We start from the raw sequence: 25,910 nt of genomic DNA, 5'->3' as shown, positions 1-25,910 counted from the left end.
GTAACGCGCAGGGGCAGGTGACGGCGACCTTAACCAGCACGGCGGCGGTGAAGGATGTGCAGGTATTGGCGAAGGCGGCGGCGAACCCGTCGTGGGTCAAGGCCGATAGCCCGGTGAGCTTTGAGGAACTGAGCCTCAGTTATCGGGTTACCGGCGTGACGGTGGAAATGGATAAAGACAAAGAGCACTACAACAACGGCACTGACAGTTATACCTTCACGGCGACGGTGAAGGACGGGCACGGCAATCTGGTGGTGGGTCAACCGGTCGACATTGACTGGCAGACAGATCCAACGGTTGATGGGTTAACCCTGACGAAACAGAACAATTCGGTGAGTAACGCGCAGGGACAGGTGACGGCGACCTTAGCCAGCACGGTGGTGGTATCTGATGTGCAGGTATCGGCGAAAACGGCTACCCAGAAGACGGCGGAGAACGCGAATAGAAAAGTCAGTTTTACGGAGTACAGCGCCAGCTATTATGTCGCCAGCGTGACGGTGGATGCGGATAAAGACAAGGCGCACTACAACAACGGCAGTGACAGTTATACCTTCACGGCGACGGTGAAGGATGGGCACGGCAATCTGGTGGTAGGTAAACCGGTCGACATTGACTGGCAGACCGATTCAAAAGTTGACGGGTTAAAACTGACGAAACAGAGCGATTCGGTGAGTAACGCGCAGGGACAGGTGACGGCGACCTTAACCAGCACGGTGGTGGTATCTGATGTGCAGGTATCGGCGAAAACGGCTGCCCAGCAGACGGCGGAGAATGCGAACGAGAAAGTCAGTTTTACGGAGTACAGCGCCAGCTATTATGTCGCCAGCGTGACGGTGGATGCGGATGATAAAGACAAGGCGCACTACAACAACGGCGCTGACAGTTATACCTTCACGGCGACGGTGAAGGACGGGCACGGCAATCTGGTGGTGGGTAAACCGGTCGACATTGACTGGCAGACAGAGCCAACGGTTGACGGGTTAATCTTGACGAAACAGAGCGATTCGGTGAGTAACGCGCAGGGACAGGTGACCGCGACCTTAACCAGCACGGTGGTGGTATCTGATGTGCAGGTATCGGCGAAAACGGCTACCCAGCAGACGGCGGAGAACGCGAATAGAAAAGTCAGTTTTACGGAGTACAGCGCCAGCTATTATGTCGCCAGCGTGACGGTGGATGCGGATGATAAAGACAAGGCGCACTACAACAACGGCGCTGACAGTTATACCTTTACGGCGACAGTGAAGGACGGGCACGGCAATCTGGTGGTGGGTAAGCCGGTCGATATTGACTGGCAGACCGATTCAAAAGTTGACGGGCTAAAACTGACGAAACAGAGCAATTCGGTGAGTAACGCGCAGGGACAGGTGACGGCGACCTTAACCAGCACGGCGGCGGTGAAGAATGTGCAGGTATCGGCGAAGGCGGCGGCGAACCCGTTATGGGTCAAGGCCGATAGCCCGGTGAGCTTTGAGGAGCTGAGCCTCAGTTATCAAATCACCGGCGTGACGGTGGAAGTGGATAAAGACAAGAAGCGCTACAACAACGGCACGGACAGTTATACCTTCACGGCGACGGTAGTGGACGCGCATGGCAGGCCGGTAGCGGATAAACCGATTGAGATTGACTGGCAGACAGATCCAAAGGTTGAGGGGTTAACCCTGACGAAACAGAACAACTCGGTGAGTAACGCGCAGGGACAGGTGACGGCGACCTTAACCAGCACGGCGGCGGTGAAGGATGTGCAGGTATCGGCGAAAGCGGCGGCGAACCCGTCGTGGGTCGAGGCTGATCGAAAGGTCAGCTTTGAGGATCTGAGCACTAGCTATCATGTTACCCATGTAACGGTGGACAAAGATGGTCCGCTCTACAACGGAGGTACTGATACTTACACCTTCACGGCAACAGTGGAAGATGCATATGGCAAGCCGGTGGTGGATAAATCAATCGATATTGACTGGCAGACAGAGCCAACGGTTGAGGGGTTAACCTTGACGAAACAGAGCAATTCGGTGAGTAACGCGCAGGGGCAGGTGACGGCGACGTTAAGCAGTACGGTGGTAGCGATTGATGTACAAGTGTCTGCAAAGACGGCTACTCAGCAGACGCCGGTGAATGCGGATAAAAAAGTCAGTTTTATTAGCCCTGATGAGCTTGCTTCTCTTACTGTTAGCCCAGATCACGTAACAGAAGGAGAAGGCGAGGGGCATACTTATACCTTTACTGCCACAGTAAAAGATTTTTCCGGGCAGGCGAAAAGCGGTGTTGCGGTGGCCTGGAGTGCAACAAATAGTAAGGGAGTTACCATCACTGATAAAAACCTAGTTACTCAGGTAGTGGGTGATGGTAAAACAGATGCTGATGGGAAAGCGCAATATCAGATATATAGCAAAAGTGGCGGGTTTGTTGCTGTTATGGTAACGGCCAAAGTGAATGATTCATCTGTTGGTTCTAAGAATAAAACGGTAGAAATTAAGGCTAATGAGCAGGATGTTGCTAACTTCTTTATATTGGATTATCACCATAAAGATGGAGAACCGCTCGGGCGTTCAGTACCAAAGGAAAGAATGAACTTTGGCTGGGAAGGAATGATGTTTAAACCTGAGTATTTGTCGAGGGAATCACATATGGCTGATTATAATGAAGTATATGATTCAAGTAATAAGAGCGTAGTTGATGTTGAGGCGTTACAAGGTGATTTTAGCGTTAAAAAAGCAGGAACGGCTACATTAACTGCGACGTTTACACACTCAATATCTGGTCGATATTTAAAATATGTTATTCCCAATGTGAAAATTGACCACTTTGTAATTATTGATGATTCTAGCTACACAGGGCCGGGGATTGGTTACCCTGATGTAAAGAGTCGTATTGACGAGAGTCAACCTTTACCTTGGTGTACAAAAGGAAATAGGATAAAGGAGAGTGATCTTGGTAGTTCAATTGATTATCTGGTTAATAGTTTGAATTTGAATCTTATTGAGAAAGGTTTATTAGGCCAGACTCTACCTGCTGAGGGAATAACAATGGGAGGGCTACAAATAAATAACAAAAAAATTCAAGCTCATTTGTTGGATAAGAAAGATGTAAATGCAGTGGCTTATGTAGTTTTATGTGAGGAGTAGGGAGGGAATAATAGGTAGTAGGCATTATTGTTGAAGCGCATTATTTTGATAGAAAATTAGGCGTTTGTTACTTATTGGTGTTTAACTCTAATATTAGGTTTAATATGTTAACACTTACAGCAGATATAATTTCAGGAATGACGATTTTAGAAGAGTGCCCAATTGCCATTACTGTGACTTATAGTGAAAACATAGACATGCTACCTTCTCGTTATTTTAAGCGATTCAGTCCCTAATGAGCGATCACAAAGGTAGGGCCGGAACTTGAAATCAATGTAGATGATGTTATTAATGTAAGTGTTTACGCTGATGATATTGTGTGAGAGGAGTTAGATTAAGTATTTATTGCTATTGATCCTCATACATGAATCAAGGAAGATGCGGAGGTTGGAGTAGGTGTTATTCAGCTTGGTCAGTCGCTTTTTTTATATGTGGACTCATATGCTGGTAGTTTCTGACTTAGTTTCTTGAATATGAGGAAGAAGCGCTGTATCCCACTTTATAATACCTTTTGGATAAAGAATACATTGCTATTACAGTAATGGCTAAAGTAGATAATTTATTTACGTGACAAACAGGAAGGAGAATAATAGGTAGTCAGCATCATTGTAGAAGAACATTATTTTGATAGAAATTAAGTGTTTGTTACTTATTGGTGTTTAACTTTAACATGAGGTTTAATATGTCAATACTTAAAGCAGATATAATTTCAGGAATAACGGTTTTAGAGGAGTGCCCAGTTGTTATCACGGTGACTTATTCAGGCGATGATACTCACAAAGTAACGGAATCGACTTACATAGTATACAATAACCCGGAAAATACCAGTTTTGATAAGATCCCTCGTATTTCAAGAGATGTCGAGAATAATACCTGTACTGCAAAATTTGTTGTTACTGCTGGTTCTGGCGCTGGTGATTTCACCATAGAATTTTCAATGGATAAGGCTACGGACCCCGATGCTAAATTGGAGAGAGCATTTCATACTATTGATAAAAATGGTTTTTCGCATGCAGCGTTTGAACCTATAATCATTGGTGATTCGTTGATAAAAGACTTATCTCCGGCAGCAGATGACAAGCAACCTTCATTATTTAATGGCAACCTCCTCGTTAATCTATATGCGTTGAGTAAAACAAATGATCCGTTACCCTATTTTCAAATTCCTCTGGTAACGGATAGGATAGTGCGTATTTTTGGGTATGATGGAAAGCAAATTACGGAAGAAATATCTCCTTTTATTCGAAAATTAAGTAGTAATAAATATTATATTAATACGGATAAAAACGGTTTTGTTGCTTTAAGGATTTTCCCCAGTCAGAAAGGAAAGGGGAACTATGCAGTTGATATGTTCACAGAATTGCCGGATTTTTCAAAGAGATCTTCATCAAATATTCTGTTTATTACGAAAGATATTGCTCCAACCCTTGCAACGCCAGATATTGAAGAGTTGAATGGTAATAAATTAGCACCATCGATAGGGAATAGTAGTACAGGTTTTCATGTGAGTATCCCATTTTATGAAGGTGTTAGACCACAAGATAGAATTTTCTTAATGATCAAAGAAGGTAATTACGAAGCGCCAAGTGCGTCTGCCGTAATTACTGATCTGGAACAGTTGAATAGTCCGTTTATTTTAGTTCCATATGCCAGCATTCCAAATATTGGCGGTAATGAGTTATATTATTATATTTCTGATACAACGGGAAATATAAATATGTCGTCTGCCCTCTATTTTAATTTAACGAGGTCAGCACCAAATGTACCACCAGAGATTAATCGTACATTAGCTGCACCCATAATTTTTAGTCATATGCTACAGTTGGATTTTGGCTGGCCAGCGAGGATCAATCTTGAGGATATCTTAGGAGGAGGGTTGGATGCCCATATTGCTGTGGGTCAAGACAATGGAATAGAGGTAAATGATGTCATTAATGTACGTATTTATGTTAATGGTATTGTCAATGAGAATCCATTTTCGAAACTTTATTCTGTTAAGCCTTATACGGTAACTGCTGACGAAGTGGCGGCTGGAGAGGCTATTATTCCGCTTGGTCAGGCACCTTTTACTAATGTGAACTCGTATCGTGATGGTAGGCCAGGTTCGGTTTATATCACTTATAGCGTAGGCCAAAAAGAATCTAAGATTTGGTTTGGATACATTGATACTGTTCCACCTGGACAATAAATTTAACTGATTGAGCTTTTTCTTATTTGTGAACTGGCGATTTCTTTATTGCATACTATAATGTTTTATTAATCGTTGTTATTTTATTTTCAACCAAGTAATCGTGGAGCTAATGGTGACAGTATGAATAATGGTCAATATGGTGAAAAGTGATTTAACAATTACCGTAATTTTAACCCCAGATATATTGTAACTATATAGGGTATATTTGGGTATAAAGCTTATGTTTCGAGTAGAGATTTATTGTTATTACATTAACGGCTAAAGTAAATAATTTATTTATGTGACAAACAGGAAGGAGGTAATAGATAGTAAGCATCGTTGTATAAACGCATTATTTTGACAGAAAATTAAGTGTTTGTTACTGATTGGTGTTTAACTTTAATATGAGGTCTAATATGTCGACACTTACAACAGATATCGTTTCAGGAATAACGGTTTTAGAGGAGTGCCCAGTTGTTATCACTGTGACTTATTCAGGTGATGATACTCATAAAGTAACGGAAACGACTGATATAGTGTATAGTACCCCAGAAAATATTCGTTTTGATAAGACTCCTCGTATTTCAAGAGATATAGAAAATAATACTTGCGCTGCGAAATTTGTTGTTACTGCTAATTCTGGTGCCGGTGATTTCACCATAACATTTTCAATGGATAAGGTTACGGACCCCGATGCTAAATTGGAGAGAGTATTTCATTTTATTGATAAGAATGATTTTTCACATGCAGCATTTGAACCCATAATCATTGGTGATTCGTTGATAAAAGACTTATCTCCGGCAAAAGATAATGAGGAGCCTTCTGAGTTTAATGGCAGCCTCCTCGTCAATATATATGCGTTGAGTAAAACGAATGAGCCGTTACCCTATTTTCAAATTCCTCTGGTAACAGATAGGATAGTGCGTATTTTTGGGTATGATGGAGAACAAATTACGGAAGAAATATCTCCTTTTATTCGAAAATTAAGTATTAATAAATATTATATTAATACGGATAAAAACGGTTTTGTTGCTTTAAGGGTTTTCCCCAGTCAGAAAGGGAAGGGGAATTATGCGGTTGATATGTTCACAGAATTGCCGGATTTTTCAAAGAAATCTTCATCAAATATTCTGTTTATTACAAAAGACATTGCTCCGACGCTTATAACGCCAGATATTGAAGAGCTGAATGGTGATAAATTAACGCCATTAGTAGGAAATAGCAGCACAGGTTTTCATGTGAGTATCCCATTTTATAAAGGTGCTGGACCGAAAGACACAGTTTTCTTAATGATCAGAGAGGATAATTACGAAACGCCAAGTGCGTCTGCCGTAATTACTGGTCTGAATCAGTTGAATAATCCGTTGATTTTAGTTCCATATGCCAGCGTTCCAAATATTGGTGGTAATGAGTTATATTATTATATTTCTGATACAACGGGAAATATAGCTATGTCATCTGCCCTCTATTTTAATTTAACGAGGTCAGTACCAAATGTACCACCAGAGGTTCAGCGTATATTAGCGAAACCTAGAATTTTTAATCATAGACGACAGGAGGAATTTTGGTGGCCAGCAAAGATTAATCTTGACGGTATCTTAGGAGGGGGGTTGGATGCCCATATTGCTGTAGGTAAAAACAATGGAATAGAGGTAAATAATGTTATCAATGTACGTATTTACGTTAATGGTATTATGAATGAGAATCCATTTTCGAAACTTTATTCTGTTGATCCTCATACGGTAACTGCCGAAGAGGTGGCGGCAGGAGAGACTATTATTCGGCTTGGTCAGGCTCCTTTTACTAATATAGACTCACATCGTGATGGTACGCCAGGCTCGATTTATATCACTTACAGTGTAGGCCAAAAAGAATCTAAGATTTGGTTTGGATACATTGATACTGTTCCGTAGACTCATATCGTGGTGATGTGCCAAGCTAGGTCAAAAGGAATCTAAGATCTGGTTTGGACATATTGATATTGTTCCACTTGGACAATAGATTTGGTTGATTGAGCTTTTACCTGTTTATTGGGAAATGCGTAAACATTTTCCATTTCGCCGAACATATTTCTTATTTGTGAACTGGCGATTTTTTTATTACCGAGCTATAATGTTTTATTAGGCGTTGTCATTTTATCTTCAACAATAAATCATGGAATTAATGGTGACAGTATTAATAATGGCAGGCATGGCGAAAAGCGATTTAGCAATTATTGTAATCTTAATCCCAGATATATTGTAACTATATAGGGTATATTTCGATATAAAGCTTATGTTATGAGTAGTGGATTTGTTGCTATTACGTTAATAGCTAAAGTAAATAAATAATTTATGTGACAAACAGGAAGGAGGTAATAGAGAGTAGGCATCGTTGTATAAACGCATTATTTTGACAGAAAATTAAATGTTTTTTACTGATTGATGTTTAACTTTAATATGAGGTTTCATATGTCGACACTTACAACAGATATCGTTTCAGGAATAACGGTTTTAGAAGAGTGCCCGGTTGTTATTACGGTGACTTATTCAGGTGATGAGTCTCATAAAGTAACGGAAACGACGGATATAGTGTATAATACCCCAGAAAATATCCGTTTTGATGAGACTGCTCATATTTCAAGAGATGTAGAAAATAATACTTGTACTGCAAAATTTGTTGTTACTGCCAATTCTGGTGCCGGTGATTTCACCATAGTATTTTCAATGGATAATACTACGGACCCGAATGCTAAATTGGAAATTGCGTTTCATCCTATTGATAAAAATGGTTTTTCACATGCAGCGTTTGAACCTATCATTATTGGCGATTCGTTGATAAAAGATTTATCTCCGGCAGAAGATGATGAGGAGCCTTCTGAATTTAATGGCAGCCTGCTTATTAATATCTATGCGTTGAGTGAAAAAAATGAGCCGTTACCCTATTTTCAAATCCCTCTGGTAATTGATAATTTAGTGCGTGTTTTTGGGTATGATGGAAATCAAATTACGGAAGAAATATTGCCTCTTGTTCTAAATTACGATAATAATAAATACTATATTAATACGGATAAAAATGGTTTTGTTGCTTTAAAGATTTTCCCCAGCAAGAAGGAGAATGGTAATTATACAGTTGATATGTTCACAGAATTGCCTGATTTTTCAAAGAAACCTTTATCAAATATTCTTTTTATTATAGAGGACATTGATCCAACCCTTGCGGCACCAGATATTGCAGAGCTGAATGGTAATAAATTAACGCCATCAATAGGAAATAGTAGTACAGGTTTTCATGTGAGTATCCCATTTTATGAAGGTGTTAAACCGAAAGACACAGTTTTCCTAATGATCAGAGAAGGTAATAATGAAACGCCAAGTGTGTCTGCTGTCATTAATGATCTGAATCAGTTGGATAATTTATTTATTCCAGTTCCATATGCCAATATTCCAAATGTTGGTGATAATGAGTTATATTATTATATTGCTGATGCAGTGGGAAATATCACTATGTCATCTGCCCTCTATTTTGATTTAACGAGGTCAGTACCGAATGAGCCACCAGAGATTAGGCGTATATTAGCGAGACCTAGAATTTTTAATCATAAACGACAGGAGGAATTTGGTTGGCCAGGTAAAATTAATCTTGAATATATTTTAGGTGGAGGGTTGGATGCTCATATTGCTGTGGGTAAAAACAACGGAATAGAGGTAAATAGTGTTATCAATATACGTGTTTACGTTAATGGTATTGTAAATGAGAATCCATCCTCAAAGATTTATTCTCTTGAACCGCATACGGTAACTGCTGACGAAGTAGAGGCTGGAGAGACTATTATTCTGCTTGGTCAGACGCCTTTTACTAATGTAGATTCATATAGTGATGGTACTCCAGGCTCGGTTTATATCACTTACAGCGTAGGCAAAAAAGAATCTAAGATTTGGTTTGGACAGATTGATACTGTTCCACCTAGGAAATAAATTTAACTGATTGAGATTTTATCTGTTTATGGAAAATGTGTAAGCGTTTTCCATTTTCCAGGACATATTGCTTATTTATTAAGTTTTTTTATCTTCAACAATAAATCATGGAGTTAATGGATGCAGTATGAATAATGACATGCATGGCGAAAAGTGATTTAACAATTACCCTAATCTTGACCCCAAAAATAGGGTGACTATATAGGGTGTACTTGGATATAAAGCTATGCTCTGAGTGGTGGGTTTATTGTTATTACAGTAGCAGCTAAAGTAAATAGTTTATTTGTGTGAGAAACAGGAAGGAGATAATAGGTAGTCAGTATCGTTGTGGGAGCGCGTTATTTTGATAGAAATTAGACGCCTATTGCTTATTGATATTTAACTTTAATATGAGGTTTAATATGTCGAAACTTACAGCAGATATTGTTTCAGGAATAACGGTTTTAGAAGCGTGCCCAGTTGTTATCACTGTGACTTATTCAGGTGATGAGACTCATAAAGTAACGGAAATGACTGATATAGTGCACAGTATCCCAGAGAATACCAGTTTTGATTGTAACTACTATATTTCAAGGGATGTCAAGAAGAATATCTGTACTGCAAAATTTGTTGTTACTGCTAATTACGGTGCCAGTGATTTCACCATAGAATTCTCAATGGATAATACTACGGACCCCAATGCTAAATTAGAGATAGTATTTCATCCTATTGATAAAAATGGTTTTTCTCATGCAGCGTTTGAACCTGTGATTATTGGCGATTCGCTGGTAAAAGACTTATTTCCGGCAGCGGATGATGAGCTACCTTCTGAGTTTAACGGCAGCCTGCTTGTTAATATATATGCGCTGAATAAAACAGATGATCCGTTACCTTATTTTCAAATTCCTCTGGTAACTGATAAGCTAGTGCGTATTTTTGAAGATGGTAGAGGTCAACTTACAACAGAAATACTGCCTTTTATTAGAGGATTCAATAGGAATAAATATTACATTAATACGGATAGTAGAGGTTTTGCTGCCTTAAGAATTTTCCCCAGTAGAGGGGAGGGTAGTAACTACATAGTCAATATGTTTACAGAGTTGCAGGATTTTTTAAGGAAATCTTCATCAAATATTCTGTTTATTACAGAAGACATTAATCCAACCCTTGAAATGCCAGATATTGAAGAGTTGGACGGTGATAGCTTAACACCATCAGTAGGAAATAGCAGTACAGGTTTTCATGTGAGTATCCCATTTTATGAAAGTGTTAAACTGAGAGATAGAATTTTCTTAATGATCAGAGAAGATAATGATGAAACGCCAAGTGTGTCTGCTGTCATTACTGATCTGAATCAGTTGGATAGTCCGTTTATTTCAGTTCCATATGCCAGTGTTCCAAATACTGGCGATAATGAATTATATTATTATATGGCTGATACAACGGGAAATATAACTATGTCATCTGCCCTCTATTTTAATTTAACGAAGTCAGTACCGAATCAACCACCAGAGATTAGGCGTACATTAGCGGCACCTAGAATTTTCACTCATAAAGATCAGAGTGAACTTAAACAGCGGGGTAAGATCAATCTTGTAAAAATTTTAGGGGGAGGGCTGGATGCGCGTATTGCTGTGGGTAAAAAAAATGGAATAGATGTGGATAGTATTATCAATGTGCGTATTTACGTTAATGGTATTGTCAATCATAGTCCATCTTCAAAAATTTATTCTCTTGAACCTCATATGGTAACTGCCGAAGAAGTGGCGGCAGGAGAGGCTATTATTCTGCTTGGTCAGGCACCTTTTACCGGTGTGGACTCGTATGATGATGGACCAGGATTAGTTTATGTCACTTATAGTGTAAATATAAAGAACTCCAAGATTTGGTTTGGACGCATTGATACGGTTCCCCCCGGACAATAAATTTAACTGATTGAGATTTTACCTGTTTATGGAAAATGCGTAAGCGTTTTCCATTTCCCCGGACATGTTTTTTATTTGTAAACTAGCGATTTTTTATTGTGGGTTATTTTCAACCAATGAATCATGGAGTTAATGATGACAGTATGAATAATAGCAAACATGGTGAAAAGTGATTTAACAATTACCGTAATCTTAACCCCAGAGATATTATGGCTGTATATAGTATACTTGGATATAAGGCTTATGCTTTGAGTGGGAATTTATTGTTATTACAGTAACGGCTAAAGTAAATAATTTATTTATGTGAGAATTAGCGAGGGGGTAATAGATGGTAAGCATCGTGGTGTAAACGCATTATTGGCGCTTTTTACTTATTGGTGTTTAACTTTAATATGAGGTTTAATATGTCGACACTTACAGCAGATATCGTTTCAGGAATAACAATTTTAGAAAGATGCCCAGTTGTCATTACTGTGACTTATTCAGGTGATGATACCCATAAAGTCACGGAAACGACTGACATAGTGTATAGTCACCCAGAAAATACCAACTTTGATTGTCATCACAGTATTTCAAGTGATATTAAGAGAAATACCTGTACTGCAAAATTTGTTGTGACTGCTCATTCCGGTGCCAGTGATTTCACCATAATATTTTCAATAGATAAGGCTACGGACCCTGATGCTAAATTGGAGATTGTGTTTCATCCTATTGATGAAAATGGTTTTTCACACGCAGGGTTTACCCCTATAATTATTGGCGATTCGTGGGTAAAAGATTTCTCTCCGGCGGAAGATAATGAGAGACCTTCATCATTCAATGGCAGCCTGCTCATTAATATCTATGCGTTGAATAAGACAAATGATCCGCTTCCCTATTTTCAAATTCCTCTGGTAACGGATAAGCCAGTACGTATTTTTGGGTATGATGGAGAACAACTTACGACAGGAATATCGCCTTTTATTAGTGAAAAAGATAATTATCAATATTATATTAATACAAATAATAATGGTTTTGTTGCCTTAAGAGTTTTCCCTAAGAAATCTGAGGGGAGTTACTCGGTGAATATGTTCACAAAACTGCCATCTTTTTTGAAAAACGCTTCATCAAGCATTTTGATGATTACAGAAGATATTGCTCCAACGCTTCCAGCGCCAGATATTGAAGGATTGGATGGTGATAAATTAACACCACCTCCAGGAAATAGCAGTACAGGTTTTAATGTGACTATCCCATTTTATGCAGGTGCGGAACCACTGGATCAAATTTTCTTAATAATTAGAGAAGGTGATAAAGAAACAAAAATCCGGTCTGCGATAATCACTGAGTTGTGTCAGTTGGATAATTCGTTGATTTTAGTTCCGTATGCCAGTATTCCAAGTGCTGGCGATAATGAGTTGTATTATTATGTAACTGATAAAACGGGGAAAACAACGATGTCATCTGCCCTCTATTTTAATTTGACAAAGGCAATCCCGAATGTGCCACCTGAGATTGAGCGTACATTATCTGTAGCTAGAATTTTTACTCACCAATGTCATTTAGAACTTGGACAGCAAGGCAAAATCAATTATCTAATTATTCAAGGGGGAGGGTTGGATGCGCATATTGCTGTGGGTGAAAATTACGGAATAGAGATAAATAGAGTTATTAAGGTAGACATTTACGTTAACGGTACTGTAAATGAGCATCCATCTTCAAAAATTTATTCTCTTGATCCTCATACTGTAACTGCCGACGAAATGGCGGCTGGGGAGGTTATTATTCCTCTTGGTCAAGCACCTTTTACTGATGTAGATTCATATCGTGATGGTACGCCAGGCTCGGTTTATATCACTTACAGTGTAGGCATAAAGAACTCTAAGATTTGGTATGGACTCATTGATACGGTTCTTCCTGGACAGTAAATTTAACTGATTGAGCTTTTCCTTGTTTGTGAACTGGCGATTTATTTATTGCATAACTGTAATATTTTCTTAAACGTTATTATTTTATTTTCAATTAATAAATCATGGAGTTAATGGTGACAGTATGAATAACGGCAAACATGGCGAAAAGTGATTTAACAATTACTGTAATTTTAACCCAAGAGATATTATGGCTGTATATAGTATACTTGGATATAAAGCTTATGCTTCGAGTAGGGATTTATTGTTATTATATTAACGGCTAAAGTAAATAATTTATTTATGTGAGAAGTAGAAAGGAGGTAATTAGGTAGTCAGCATCGTTGTATAAACGCATTATTGGTGTTTAACTTTAATATGAGGTTTAATATGTCGACATTGACAGCAGATATTGTTTCAGGAATAACGGTTTTAGAGGAATGCCCAGTTGTCATTACTGTGACTTATTCAGGTGATGATACCCATAAAGTAACGGAAACGACTGACATCATGTACAATCACACAGGAGGTGCCTATTTTGACAGGAACCGCCGTATTTCAAGAGATATAGAAGAGAATACCTGCACTGCAAAATTTGTTGTTACTGCTTACTCTGGTGCCAGTGATTTCACCATAATGTTTTCAATGGATAAGGCTACGGACTCTGATGCTAAATTAGAAATAGCATTTCATCCTATTGATGAAAATGGTTTTTCATACGAAGGATTTACCCCTATAATTATTGGCGATTCGTGGGTAAAAGATTTCTCTCCGGCAGAAGATAATGAGCGACCTTCATCATTCAATGGCAGCCTGCTCATTAATATGTATGCGTTGAATAAAACGAATGATCCGCTTCCCTATTTTCAAATTCCTCTGGTAACTGATAGGGCAGTACGTATTTTTGGGTATGATGGAGAAGGAATTACGGCAGAAATATTACCTTTTATTAGTGAAAAAGATAATTGTCAATATTATATTAATACGGATAGTCGTGGTTTTGTTGCTTTAAAAGTTTTCCCTAAGAAATCTGAGGGAAGTTACTCGGTGAATATGTTGACAAAACTGCCATATGTTTTAAAAAATGCTTCATCAAGCATTTTGATGATTACAGAGAATATTCATCCAACGCTTCCGGCTCCAAATATTGCAGAGTTGACTGGTGATAAATTAACACCACCGCTAGGAAATAGGAGAACGGGTTTTAATGTGATTATCCCATTCTATGAATCTGCTAAATCACTGGATCAAATTTTCTTAATAATTAGAGAAGGTGATAAGGAAACAAAAAGCCAGTCTGCGGTAATCACTGAGTTGTGCCAGTTGGATAAGCCGTTTATTTTAGTTCCGTATGCCAGTATTCCAAGTGTTGGCGATAATCAGTTATATTATTATGTAACTGATAAGACGGGGAAAACAACTAAGTCATCTGTCCGCTATTTTAATTTGACAAAGGCAGTACCGAATGTGCCACCTGAAATTGAGCGTACATTAGAGGTACCCAGAATTTTCACTCATAAAGATCAGGAGGAACTTGGGCAGAAAGTCAGAATCAATCTTGAAACTATTTTAGGCGGGGGACTGGATGCTCATATTGTTGTGGGTAAAAATCATGGAATAGTGGTAAATAGTGTTATCAAGGTACATGTTTACGTTAACGGCATTGTAAATGAGAATCCATTTTCGAAACTTTATTCTCTTGATCCTCATATGGTAACTGCCGACGAAGTGGCGGCTGGGGAGGCGATTATTCAGCTTGGTCAAGCGCCTTTTACTAATGTAGATTCGTATAGTGATGGTGCGCCAGGAGCAGTTTATATCACTTATAATGTAGGCATGAAATATAGTGAAAACACAAAGGACTCTAAGATTTGGTATGGACGCATTGATACGGTTCTTCCCGGACAGTAAATTTAACCGATTGAGCTTTAATATTTTATTAAGCGTTATCATTTTATTTTCAATTAATAAATCATGGAGTTAATGGTGACAGTATGAATAACGGCATATCAAGTGTGATTATCACAGAAAACGCGGCAAAAAGTGATTTAACCAATTATCCTAATCTTAACCCTCAAAATATTGTGACTATATATGGTTTGCCTGGGCATAAATTCTATGCTACGACATCTATCGGTGCTTTCATTGTAGACGATAACATTAATCTAGATCAGATCATATTGACGTTAGATGAGACTGGAAAAGGACATTTTTATGTTCGTTCTCCGTTTGAACATAAAAATATTAAAAATAGCGAAGAATTTTCGGCTTTTGTGGTGATTGCCCCGCAAGAGGATATCAATAAAGTAATGTCTTTTCCGCTTACTTTTGGTAATTATCGTCAGTCTGATGAAGCTATAGTATTTACCGCCTATAATTATACTACAGGCGCTCCGGCAGATGGGGAGACGCCTTGCTCGATATATCTTTTTATTGATCGTGAACATAATGATGATATTAATCAAATCCGTATAAGAGTGAATAATAATGCCCTCATCGATGGTTATAATAAAGATTGGGCAGATATTCCATTAAAGGAGGATGGTAGTGCGACAGTGAATGTGATTAGCAACACAGTAGGTAAAGTTAATGTTTGGCTAACAGCGCCTGATTCAGATTCAGGCGATAAAGTCAATTTTGTTTTATCGTTCAGACCGACTCCAATGGGAGGTGAAATATGATTACCAATAACGACAATACATTTATTTCTTTATCGTCGCCAGAATTGCCGCAAGCAGATCACGATGGCCTGATTGATGTTTCTGTTCAACAGAACCAAGATTTAATTATCAAAGTACCTTATCATGAGTGGCTAAGAATCGGGAATATGATCGTGGTAAATGTTGGGGGAATATTTTCTCGGCCCTATTATATTCAGAATGTTAATCTTGATTTTTTTACTGTAACTATTCCGTTCTCTGAAATACCGGATGGTTGCTATAATGTGACTTATACATCAGCCGATGATTTCGAGAATGAAAATTTCTCTAAACCGGCTGTTATTAAAATTATTAATTCCCCATCGATAAAATTATTACCATCAATTTATCCAGATTCAACATCTGGCGTGATTCACTATTCATCTCTTAAACAACATCATGGGTTAAATGTGCATATTAGTTATCAGCAGATGCGGAAAGGCGATAGCGTCATATTCCACTGGCAAGGGCATAATTTTGACTATGAGCCGATTGCGAGGGCCGCCTGGGATGCACAACCAATAACAGTCAGTGATGAGGATGTTAAGCAGGGTTATGTTTCTTTAGTGGTGCCGGCGGAAAATGTGCTTTGTTTGGGGCAAGAGGGCATGGGAACAGGGTATTATGAGGTTGGTAATAATAGTTCTGCTCCAGGTTCAGTGATATTGTCATTAATGGATATGTCATCTGCCATGATATCAATTAGTGAAGGCGCGCCGATGGTATCTAATGAATATCCCAGAATAAACCCGAAAAATTTAGCTGTGGTTTATGGGCCGCCAGGAAAGAGATTATCGGCCAGTGTTGAATCAGGAAGTATTGTTGAAGGGGGTGGGGCAAAATATCAGTTTGCCCCTAATAGTTTCGGGCTGGCTTATTTCCATTTGCAATCTGAGGAAACGGGTAGTTTTCGCTGTACTGTTTCTGCGGAGGATGGAACTATAACTCCGGGTGTAGGGCAGGCAATATTCAGCGATTGGAGAGATGGAAAAGATATTTGCGAAGCTTATGCATTTACCTCGGAAGTACCTGCTGATGGTGTAAGTGTTTGTAGTGGTTATGTGATTGTGGACCGTACTGTCTATTCCGGTAAAAGATTACTTGTTCGTACTGATGGCTCCGCGATAATTTCAGGTTATGGTGATAATGAAAGAGAGTTGCAGGTTGCGATTAGTAAAGATGGTTGTACAACTTTCCATATAACTAATACCAAAGCAGAAAAAAATAATGTGATAATAAGTTTACCCGATACTGATAAGTCGATTCAATTTTCTATTAATTTTAAACACTTTCCTTTTGTTTAGCGTAAGGAATATTGTTAATTAGTATAATGTTATCAACTTGAAATTATTTTTTTAATTTTAAATCGATGATGACATATATACTCAAGATACTTCAAAGTGCATGTTTGAAAAACGATTATGTTGTTGAGTTTAAATGTTTTTATGTCTGACGGCTCAAGCATCTTGAAGTTCATTCGGTATATAAATATACATGATAGTGATAAATTAGGAGAATGAAATGAATGACGAACAAGCACCAAAAGAGGCTAAAACATTAAATTGGCTATCAAGTGAAAAAACGGAAACTGCGGATAAACCGATAGATATCGGTGTAAGCGCAATCCAGGATGGTTATTTATTGCAAGGGGCGAATATAATTTTCACGTTAGATAATCAATCTATGGTATTTAAAGAGAATAATGATCGTAAAATTATCAAAGGTACAGGAGTTCTGGGTAAGGTATCAGTTGAAATAATCTCTACTGATTTAACTCCATGTCGAGGGAATGTATATGCTTGCTTGGAAGATGATACTCAAATAGCAGCCCCTCCTCTACAGGTCGAGTTTACTGTTGCTCCCCAAGTGGTGGCAGCGCTTAATCTTGACTTAGAAAAAAATAATGCATGGACTAATAGTACCGATGAGAATAAGGTAGTTGTAACGGCACATGATCGGTTTGGTAACGGAATGAAAAACCAAAAAATAACCTTCTATGCAGATAGTGGGGCAACAGTAGTTCCGTCGTCGGGTATGACAGATAAAGAGGGTAAAATAACGGTGTCAATACAATCTAATAGTGCTGGTGAAGTGATGCTAATGGCACAAGCGGGAGATGTTGCAAAGGCTATAGCTATGTGTTTCACGTATAATCCATATCAGTTAAAGATTGGAAAATCTCCGGCTGTTCTGTCTTCATTTTCAAGCGGTATTATAGCTGGATATTTATATAAGAATGGCGTAGGTGAACCTAATGTAACTATATCAGTATCTATGGGATTTTATCTGTCATTGAGTGATCAAGACAAACATATGACTACCGATAAAGATGGCTATTTTAGCTTTAGAGTTTCTTCTTCTTATACTCGGGGGTATTCGCCTCATAATCATGTACCTCCCATGAATGAATCCGCATCGGTGTATATAAGTTGTATTGATGGGCGGGTATATTCTCAAACGTGGATAGAATTAACCCCAGGGCTATATTAGGCGTTGGATATTTGGGGATGCTGATTGATGGTTACACATTGAAAAATTAGACAAACCCCCTGTTTTTAGCCGTTATCATGCAGTGTGAAAATAAGATGATTTTTATTATCCCGGTAGGAATCATTGATTAAAAATATATAACCTGGATGGAATTTCACAACTATCATTGTTATATATCAATATTTAGTTAAAAACCTGAACTTTTCTTTAAGTGAAGTTCAGGCTACTAACTCATTATTTCTTCATGTTATTTCTTACAATGATTAGGGCGTTGCTATTAAATCTCCTTTAGTTGTGATCGCGCCCGCAATGACCTTTTGTGAAATAGGGCTATACTATAAATAAGCTTTATAGTTATATCGAGTCAATTAACGTTAACTTTTGAATTATAGGTTCTTAGTGTTCACGGAGAGTGTGTATTCACGAAGAGTGTTGGAGGTAACATATGAAACGTCAAAGTGCTTTCATAGTCGGTAATGTATTAATGGGCGTCGGTATGTTCACCATAGTGAGTAGCCTGGCTTATACATTACTGCCTCACATCTTCGGTTTTGGCTGGCCTGAGTTTTTATCTGAAGCAGCGCTATTGGGTGTTTTTATTGGTGCGCTTGTTTGGTTAGCTGGCGCCGGTGTGGGAGGCCGGGAAGGTGTGGCAGATCGTTATTGGTGGTTAAGAAACTATGATGAGCGTTATCGTCGTAGTGATCATCGGTATCCATAACAACAATAGAGTTAGTTATAGTTTGTGCTAATGGAAAAGTATATTCCAGATAAGCAAAAAACCCGTTGAATCTCTTGTACAACGGGTTTTTTCTTAAATAGCAATATTATGAGTACAACTTATTTATTAGTGCTCAAACATTGCAGAAATTGACTCTTCATTGCTGATACGCCGGATCGCTTCAGCTAACATACCGGACAAAGTGAGAGTACGAACTTTATTGAGCGCCTTGATCTCAGAAGACAATGGGATGGTGTCACAGACAACCACTTCATCAATCACCGAGTTTTTAATGTTGTCCACAGCATTGCCGGAGAAAATCGGGTGAGTAGCATAGGCAAATACCCGTTTTGCTCCGCGTTCTTTCAATGCTTCCGCCGCTTTGCATAAGGTGCCGCCGGTATCAATCATGTCATCAACCAGCACACAATCGCGGCCAGCGACATCACCGATAATATGCATCACTTGAGAAACGTTAGCGCGTGGCCGACGTTTATCGATGATGGCCATATCGGTATCATTCAGCAGCTTAGCGATAGCACGAGCGCGGACAACCCCGCCAATATCCGGGGAAACAACGATAGGGTTTTCCAACTCTTTCTGTAACATATCTTCCAGCAGAATTGGGCTGCCAAATACGTTATCAACCGGAACATCGAAGAACCCTTGGATCTGCTCAGCATGCAGGTCAACGGTCAGTACGCGGTCTACACCAACGCTGGACAGGAAATCCGCAACAACTTTGGCGGTAATTGGCACACGGGCTGAACGGACTCGACGGTCCTGACGAGCATAACCGAAATAAGGGATTACTGCGGTAATACGTCCTGCGGAAGCACGACGCAGTGCATCAACCATAACGACTAATTCCATTAAATTGTCGTTAGTCGGTGCACAAGTGGACTGGATGATGAAAATATCACCACCACGCACATTTTCATTAACTTGCACGCTGACTTCACCATCGCTGAAACGGCCGACAGCCGCGTCTCCAAGGTTGGTGTACAGGCGGTTGGCAACACGTTGTGCTAGTTCAGGAATAGCGTTACCAGCAAAAAGCTTCATATCGGGCACGAGAAAGACCTCAGGCTTGCGTCCAGAGAGATATTGTTGACCAATGTAAATAACAAATATTTATTCATTGGTTCAATAACACGGGTATCCCAGAGCGAAAACTGTGCAAAGGTGAATTGTTAACGCCACGCGCAACAAAACCCTGCAACCACTCAGGGGCTTGATTTAACACCTTACGGGCCGATGCTTCTGATTCAAACTCACCGAATACACAGGCACCGGTTCCGGTCAGGCGTGACGGCGCGTATTCTAGCAGCCATGAAAGAAGCTGTTCAACCTTACGAAAACGTTTTCTTACAAGAGATTCACAATCATTTACGTACGGAGCCTTTAATAATGCGGCTAGAGGGCGAATTGGCGTATCACGTTTTAATTCCGGATCTGTGAAGACGCGCAGAGTTGAGATTTCAATACCGGGGTGTGCAACCAGATACCATTTTTCTGCCGGCTCGGCTATGTGCAGAATTTCACCAATACCTTCTGCAAATGCGGCGTGTCCTTTGACAAAGACCGGCACGTCAGCGCCAAGACTCACGCCAAGGGTTGCCAGTGTTTCGTCTGTCAAACCGGTTTGCCAATGATAATTCAGGGCAATGAGTACGGTAGCGGCATTGGATGAACCTCCGCCTAATCCACCGCCCATTGGCAGACGTTTGTTGATATGGATATCAGCGCCTTTATGGGCAATCCCGGTATGGTGTTTATCGCTGTAGGATTGTAATAGACGTGCGGCGCGAACGATCAGATTGTTATCGTGTTCCACCCCCTCTACCGGTGTTAGTAAACGGATTTCATTGTCCTGACGAGGGATAATGGTAATTTCATCACCATAATCAAGAAATTGAAATAGCGTTTGCAGCTGATGATAACCATCAGCGCGACGACCGGTGATATAGAGAAATAGATTAAGTTTTGCCGGCGAAGGCCAAGTTAATGTCATTATTTTGTGGTCCAGTTATCCATTTTCAATTTGATGCGACGATCCCCTTGAATCAGTTCCAGGCGATTGGGAAGGGCGGGGGTTGTTGAGGTATCGTAGGATTGATAATTAACCTGCCATGTCGCGCCATTTTGCTGGTAATTGACGGTTTTCAATAGATAGTTAGCATCCAGTTTAAAGTTTTTGGCGTCACCGGGGAGACCGGTTATCCAATGCCGCAAATTATCTAATGGAATATCCATATTGGTGAGCCGATAAATTATCTCTTCGGGGTTATCACTAAAATATTTTTTACCTTGGCTATCAGTTAATTGTGTCATGCCAGGCTGAACGATTAGTTCTAATTCAGTGCTGCCTAGCGGGTTAGTCAGTAATAAACGGTAGCGTTCAGGATGATATTGTTGCCAGAAAAAGCGGGCATAAACTTTTTTCTCATTAGACAGATAGGCAAAAGAGCCTCGCGTTTGGTATTGATTTAATTGCTGTAGCTGTTGGGTACGTGTTCGCCATTGGGGAGAGTCTGCCGAACCCGTTCCGCCAGGTTGCGTTAATGTACAGGCGGTCAACAGTACACAAGAGAGTGGCAATAGACGGAATAGTGATAATTTCTGTATTGGTTTCATCGGCAATCTCGGTTTAATAACGTGAAAACTTTTACGTCACTTAATAATGAAGAATGAGGTATTAATCCAGTTAAATTTCAAAAAAATGTTCTGAATAATGATATCAGACACTGCTGATTGTCTTTTATTGCTCTGAGGTATCAAGTAGAATGCACAGTTTATAAGAGTCCTTATTAAGGGTGATGATTTCATCAATTATAGAATGTTTCTTACGATGAACCGTCCCCCTGCTGATAACTCAATGAAGTTGATATGACTTTGTTAGCACTTGGTATTAACCATAAAACGGCTCCTGTATCCCTGCGTGAACGGGTGACTTTTTCTCCGGGCACGATTGGGGAAGCGCTTGATAACCTCCTCCAGCATCCCCTGGTGAAAGGGGGGGTTGTATTGTCAACGTGTAATCGTACGGAGCTTTATCTCAGCGTAGAACAGCAAGATAATCTGTATGAGCAGTTAATTGACTGGTTGTGTGGATACCATCAGCTAAATCCCAGAGATCTAAGATCCAGTATTTACTGGCATTGTGATAATGAAGCTGTCAGCCACTTAATGAGAGTGGCGAGTGGGCTGGACTCGTTGGTGCTTGGAGAACCTCAGATTCTTGGGCAAGTGAAGAAAGCATTTGCCGAGTCGCAACACAGCCACTCTTTATCGCGTGAACTGGAGCGACTGTTTCAGAAATCATTTTCTGTTGCTAAGCGTATAAGAACGGAAACAGAGATCGGTTCAAATGCGGTTTCCGTTGCATTTGCCGCTTGTACCCTGGCGCGGCAGATTTTTGAATCACTTTCTGAACTAAATATTTTGTTGGTAGGCGCCGGAGAAACGATTGAACTGGCGGCTCGTCATTTGAAAGAGCATCGCGTGCACCATATGATGATTGCTAACAGGACGAAAGAGAAGGCACAAGTGTTGGCTAATGAAGTTCAGGCGGAAGTGATCACCTTGCCTGAAATTGACACACGTTTAGCAGAAGCGGATATTGTTATCAGCTCGACTGCCAGTCCTTTGCCGATTATTGGTAAAGGGATGGTTGAACGTGCCTTAAAGTTACGTCGTAACCAACCGATGTTGCTTGTTGACATTGCGGTTCCCCGTGATATAGAGCCTGATGTAGAGAGACTGGATAACGTTTATCTCTATAGTGTTGACGATTTACAAGCAATTATTCAGCAGAATCTTGCGCAGCGCAAAGCGGCGGCAGTTCAGGCTGAATGTATTGTTCAGCAGGAAAGCCGTTATTTTATGGACTGGTTGCGTTCGCAGGGCGCCGTAAATTCAATCCGTGAGTATCGTAATCAGGCAGAGCGAGTGCGGGCCGAAATGACAGCTAAGGCACTGACTGCTATCAATCAGGGAGCTGACGTAGAACAGGCCGTTAATCAATTGACTCATCAATTGGTGAACCGTCTGATACATGCTCCTACCAAATCACTCCAGCAAGCCGCCAGCAATGGTGATCTGGAGCGCCTTAATTTATTACGTGACAGCCTGGGGCTGGAACATAATTAACCATATCTCGGAATAGGGTCTGAAACCAAGAATGAAGCCTTCTATTGTTGCTAAATTGGAAGCATTGCAAGAACGTCACGAGGAAGTTTTGGCTCATCTCGGTGATGCCGATGTGATTGCTGATCAGGAACGTTTTCGTGCTTTGTCACGGGAATATGCTCAACTGACTGATGTGACGAGCTGTTTTAAGGACTGGCGTGCGGTTCAGGATGATCTTAAAGCAGCCGAAATAATGCTTGATGACCCTGAAATGCGGGAAATGGCACAGGAAGAGATCAGGGACGCTAAGGTCCGCAATGAAGAGTTAGAGCAGCAACTACAATTGTTATTGTTGCCGAAAGATCCTGATGATGAACGTAACTGTTTTCTCGAAGTACGTGCCGGAACCGGTGGTGATGAAGCGGCTATTTTCGCCGGGGATCTGTTTCGTATGTATAGCCGTTATGCTGAATCCCGTCGTTGGAAAGTTGAGGTTATCAGTGCTAATGATGGCGAGCATGGTGGCTACAAGGAAATTATTGCTAAAGTTTCCGGTGAGCAGGTTTATGGCCATTTAAAATTTGAATCGGGCGGTCATCGTGTTCAGCGGGTGCCGGAAACTGAATCCCAAGGGCGGATTCACACTTCTGCTTGTACCGTTGCGGTTTTGCCGGAGGTCCCAGAAGCTGAGTTGCCTGATATCAGCCCAAATGATTTGCGTATTGATACGTTTCGTTCATCTGGGGCGGGCGGTCAGCACGTTAATACCACAGATTCCGCTATCCGTATCACTCATATTCCAACCGGTATTGTGGTTGAGTGTCAGGATGAGCGTTCTCAGCATAAAAACAAAGCAAAAGCGATGTCCGTATTGGCTGCGCGTATTCATGCGGCGGAAGTTCGTAAGCGTCAAGAAGCTGAGGCTTCTGAGCGTCGTAACTTATTAGGTTCCGGTGATCGTTCAGATCGCAACCGCACTTACAATTTTCCCCAAGGGAGAGTAACGGATCATCGTATTAACTTGACGTTATACCGTCTTGATGAAGTGATGGAAGGCAAATTGGATATGCTTGTTCAGCCGATCGTTAATGAATATCAGGCTGATCTATTATCTGCTTTGTCAGAGCAAGATTGATGGATTATCAATCTTGGCTTAAACAGGCCACAATACAGTTATCGGCAAGTGGTAGTCCTAAACGAGATGCAGAAATTTTGTTGGGGTTTGTCACTCGCCATTCCCGGACTTACCTATTGGCATTCGGGGAAACGCAGCTAACTTCGGAGCAGTTCAGCCAGCTTGAGGCGTTACTTGCTCGCCGGGTGAAAGGTGAACCTATTGCCTACATTACAGGTGAGCGTGAATTCTGGTCGTTGCCATTAAATGTTTCTCCTGCCACGTTAATCCCGCGTCCTGACACGGAATGTCTGGTAGAAAAGGCGCTTGCACGGCTATCGCTGACACCTTGCCGCATTTTGGATTTGGGAACGGGAACCGGCGCAATTGCGCTGGCAATCGCCAGTGAGCGTCCTGATTGTCAGATTACCGGGGTTGATATCAATCCTGATGCGGTCATGCTAGCGCAGGGCAATGCTGAAAAACTCAAAATACAAAATGTGGATTTTTTATTAAGCGATTGGTTCTCTTCGTTGAATAATCAACAGTTTGGTATGATTGTTAGTAATCCGCCTTACATAGATGAAACCGATCCACATCTCTCTCAAGGTGATGTTCGGTTTGAGCCGGATAGTGCATTAATTGCGGCGCAACAGGGAATGGCTGATCTGAATACCATTATTGATCTATCTCGCCGTTTTTTGTTGCCTGGTGGATGGTTATTATTGGAGCATGGTTGGAAACAGGGAAATGTTGTAAGAAGCCTGTTTTCTGAGAGTGGTTATCGGCAGGTAGCCACTTTTCGGGATTATGGCGGTAATGAGCGAATAACTCTGGGTCAGTGGGAAAGTGATGAAAGCCATAGCTGATTATGAATTTAATAACGCATCTTTAAGTAGCGGTATCCTGTTAATTTCCAGAACCCTTCGTTCTGATTTTCCTCAGCATTCAGTGGAGATGCAGCTTCAGACATTGATTGATGAAGCCAGACGTGAAATATCTTCGCAGTTAAATATAGAAGAACGACTGGAAAAATTACTGAGGCTTTTTTATCAAACTTGGAAATTCGGCGGGGCTAGTGGTGTTTATTGCCTGTCAGATACATTATGGCTGGATAAAGTACTGCAAACCCGCCGAGGTTCCTCTGTTGTTTTAGGGGCAATTCTTATTCATATTGCTCAGGCTTTAGAACTGCCGATTATGCCGGTTATTTTTCCAACACAATTGATTTTGCGTGTTGATTATCCAGATAAAACAGTCAAGTTTATTAATCCAATCAATGGTGAGGAGCTAAGTGAATATGTGCTCGATATCTGGCTTAAGGGTAATATTAGCCAGACAGCTAAATTAGCAGCAGATGATTTGCAAGGAGCTGATAATGCCAGCATTGTACGTAAAGTGCTGGATACGATAAAAGTCGCATTGATGGACGAAGGGCAGATGGAATTGGCATTGAAGACGAGTGAAGCGGTGCTGATATTTGATCCCGATAACCCCTATGAAATACGTGATAGGGGGCTGATTTATGCGGAACTTGATTGTAACCATATTGCGGTTTCTGATTTAAATTATTTTGTGGAGCACTGCCCGGAGGACCCGGTGGCAGAAATGGTCAGAATGCAAATATACGCCATTAAGCAGCAAGGCATTGTTTTACATTGAAATATTGTTTTACATTGAAATATTGCTTTGCATTGAAATATTGTTTTGCACT

18 protein-coding genes are annotated in these 25,910 nt (G+C 40.4%); 15 read left to right on the top strand and 3 right to left on the bottom strand.

The features are described from left to right. From EAE90_RS17850 to ychH, 11 genes are all read left to right on the top strand, one after another. Positions 1–3,125: Ig-like domain-containing protein (locus tag EAE90_RS17850; RefSeq protein WP_214054607.1), on the top strand; the 3,125-nt coding region annotated here is incomplete at its 5' end. A 682-nt stretch (positions 3,126–3,807) separates the two neighbouring features. Beyond that, positions 3,808–5,313: a hypothetical protein gene (locus EAE90_RS17845; RefSeq protein WP_214054606.1), complete on the top strand. Its 1,506-nt coding sequence runs from the start codon at positions 3,808–3,810 to the stop codon at positions 5,311–5,313. Between the two features lie 398 nt (positions 5,314–5,711). Beyond that, entirely contained in the window at positions 5,712–7,208 is a 1,497-nt protein-coding gene (locus EAE90_RS17840; RefSeq protein WP_214054605.1) for a hypothetical protein, read from the top strand. Positions 7,209–7,745: 537 nt separating this feature from the next. Then, on the top strand, positions 7,746–9,251 hold the full coding sequence (locus EAE90_RS17835; RefSeq protein WP_214054604.1) for a hypothetical protein: 1,506 nt from the start codon (positions 7,746–7,748) through the stop codon (positions 9,249–9,251). A gap of 401 nt (positions 9,252–9,652) precedes the next feature. Continuing rightward, positions 9,653–11,155: a hypothetical protein gene (locus tag EAE90_RS17830; RefSeq protein WP_214054603.1), complete on the top strand. Its 1,503-nt coding sequence runs from the start codon at positions 9,653–9,655 to the stop codon at positions 11,153–11,155. A 404-nt stretch (positions 11,156–11,559) separates the two neighbouring features. Further along, complete coding sequence (locus EAE90_RS17825) at positions 11,560–13,062, top strand: hypothetical protein (protein WP_214054602.1); 1,503 nt, start codon at positions 11,560–11,562, stop codon at positions 13,060–13,062. A gap of 369 nt (positions 13,063–13,431) precedes the next feature. Then, positions 13,432–14,952 (top strand): hypothetical protein, encoded by a 1,521-nt coding sequence (locus EAE90_RS17820; protein WP_214054601.1) that lies wholly within the window; start codon positions 13,432–13,434, stop codon positions 14,950–14,952. Positions 14,953–15,035: 83 nt separating this feature from the next. Beyond that, positions 15,036–15,722 (top strand): hypothetical protein, encoded by a 687-nt coding sequence (locus EAE90_RS17815; protein ID WP_214054600.1) that lies wholly within the window; start codon positions 15,036–15,038, stop codon positions 15,720–15,722. Then, positions 15,719–17,044 carry a hypothetical protein gene (locus EAE90_RS17810; protein ID WP_214054599.1) on the top strand — a complete coding sequence of 442 codons (1,326 nt, stop codon included), beginning with the start codon at positions 15,719–15,721 and terminating at the stop codon, positions 17,042–17,044. Before EAE90_RS17815 ends, EAE90_RS17810 begins: the two co-directional genes overlap by 4 nt. A gap of 217 nt (positions 17,045–17,261) precedes the next feature. Continuing rightward, positions 17,262–18,230, top strand: a complete 969-nt coding sequence (locus tag EAE90_RS17805) for an Ig-like domain-containing protein (RefSeq protein ID WP_214054598.1) — start codon at positions 17,262–17,264, stop codon at positions 18,228–18,230. Between the two features lie 445 nt (positions 18,231–18,675). Then, positions 18,676–18,951: a stress-induced protein YchH gene (gene ychH / locus EAE90_RS17800; RefSeq protein ID WP_214054597.1), complete on the top strand. Its 276-nt coding sequence runs from the start codon at positions 18,676–18,678 to the stop codon at positions 18,949–18,951. A 126-nt stretch (positions 18,952–19,077) separates the two neighbouring features. On the opposite strand, the gene prs is transcribed toward ychH, so the two are convergent. From prs to lolB, 3 genes are all read right to left on the bottom strand, one after another. After that, entirely contained in the window at positions 19,078–20,025 is a 948-nt protein-coding gene (gene prs / locus EAE90_RS17795) for a ribose-phosphate diphosphokinase (RefSeq protein WP_214054596.1), read from the bottom strand. Between the two features lie 64 nt (positions 20,026–20,089). Next, the gene (gene ispE / locus EAE90_RS17790; RefSeq protein ID WP_214054595.1) at positions 20,090–20,965 is read right to left on the bottom strand and encodes a 4-(cytidine 5'-diphospho)-2-C-methyl-D-erythritol kinase; all 876 of its coding nucleotides are present in this window, start codon (positions 20,963–20,965) and stop codon (positions 20,090–20,092) included. Continuing rightward, positions 20,965–21,588, bottom strand: a complete 624-nt coding sequence (lolB, locus tag EAE90_RS17785) for a lipoprotein insertase outer membrane protein LolB (RefSeq protein ID WP_214054594.1) — start codon at positions 21,586–21,588, stop codon at positions 20,965–20,967. The genes ispE and lolB overlap by 1 nt, the downstream gene beginning before the upstream one ends. 252 nt (positions 21,589–21,840) lie before the next feature. On the opposite strand from lolB, the gene hemA reads away from it, so the two are divergent. From hemA to sirB1, 4 genes are read left to right on the top strand one after another with little or no spacing between them, the layout of a single operon-like run. Continuing rightward, positions 21,841–23,103 carry a glutamyl-tRNA reductase gene (gene hemA / locus EAE90_RS17780; protein WP_214054593.1) on the top strand — a complete coding sequence of 421 codons (1,263 nt, stop codon included), beginning with the start codon at positions 21,841–21,843 and terminating at the stop codon, positions 23,101–23,103. 31 nt (positions 23,104–23,134) lie between these two features. After that, positions 23,135–24,217, top strand: coding sequence for a peptide chain release factor 1 (gene prfA, locus EAE90_RS17775; RefSeq protein ID WP_214054592.1), 1,083 nt, complete (start codon positions 23,135–23,137; stop codon positions 24,215–24,217). After that, positions 24,217–25,065 (top strand): peptide chain release factor N(5)-glutamine methyltransferase, encoded by an 849-nt coding sequence (prmC, locus tag EAE90_RS17770; RefSeq protein ID WP_214054591.1) that lies wholly within the window; start codon positions 24,217–24,219, stop codon positions 25,063–25,065. The genes prfA and prmC overlap by 1 nt, the downstream gene beginning before the upstream one ends. Further along, the gene (gene sirB1 / locus EAE90_RS17765) at positions 25,049–25,858 is read left to right on the top strand and encodes an invasion regulator SirB1 (RefSeq protein WP_214054590.1); all 810 of its coding nucleotides are present in this window, start codon (positions 25,049–25,051) and stop codon (positions 25,856–25,858) included. Before prmC ends, sirB1 begins: the two co-directional genes overlap by 17 nt. Positions 25,859–25,910: the final 52 nt, after the last annotated feature.

Origin of the sequence: Photorhabdus caribbeanensis (genome assembly GCF_018448885.1) — a bacterium.
Lineage (GTDB): Bacteria > Pseudomonadota > Gammaproteobacteria > Enterobacterales > Enterobacteriaceae > Photorhabdus > Photorhabdus caribbeanensis.
Note: the sequence above shows the minus strand (reverse complement) of the source record. Positions and strands in the feature narration are given on the sequence as shown.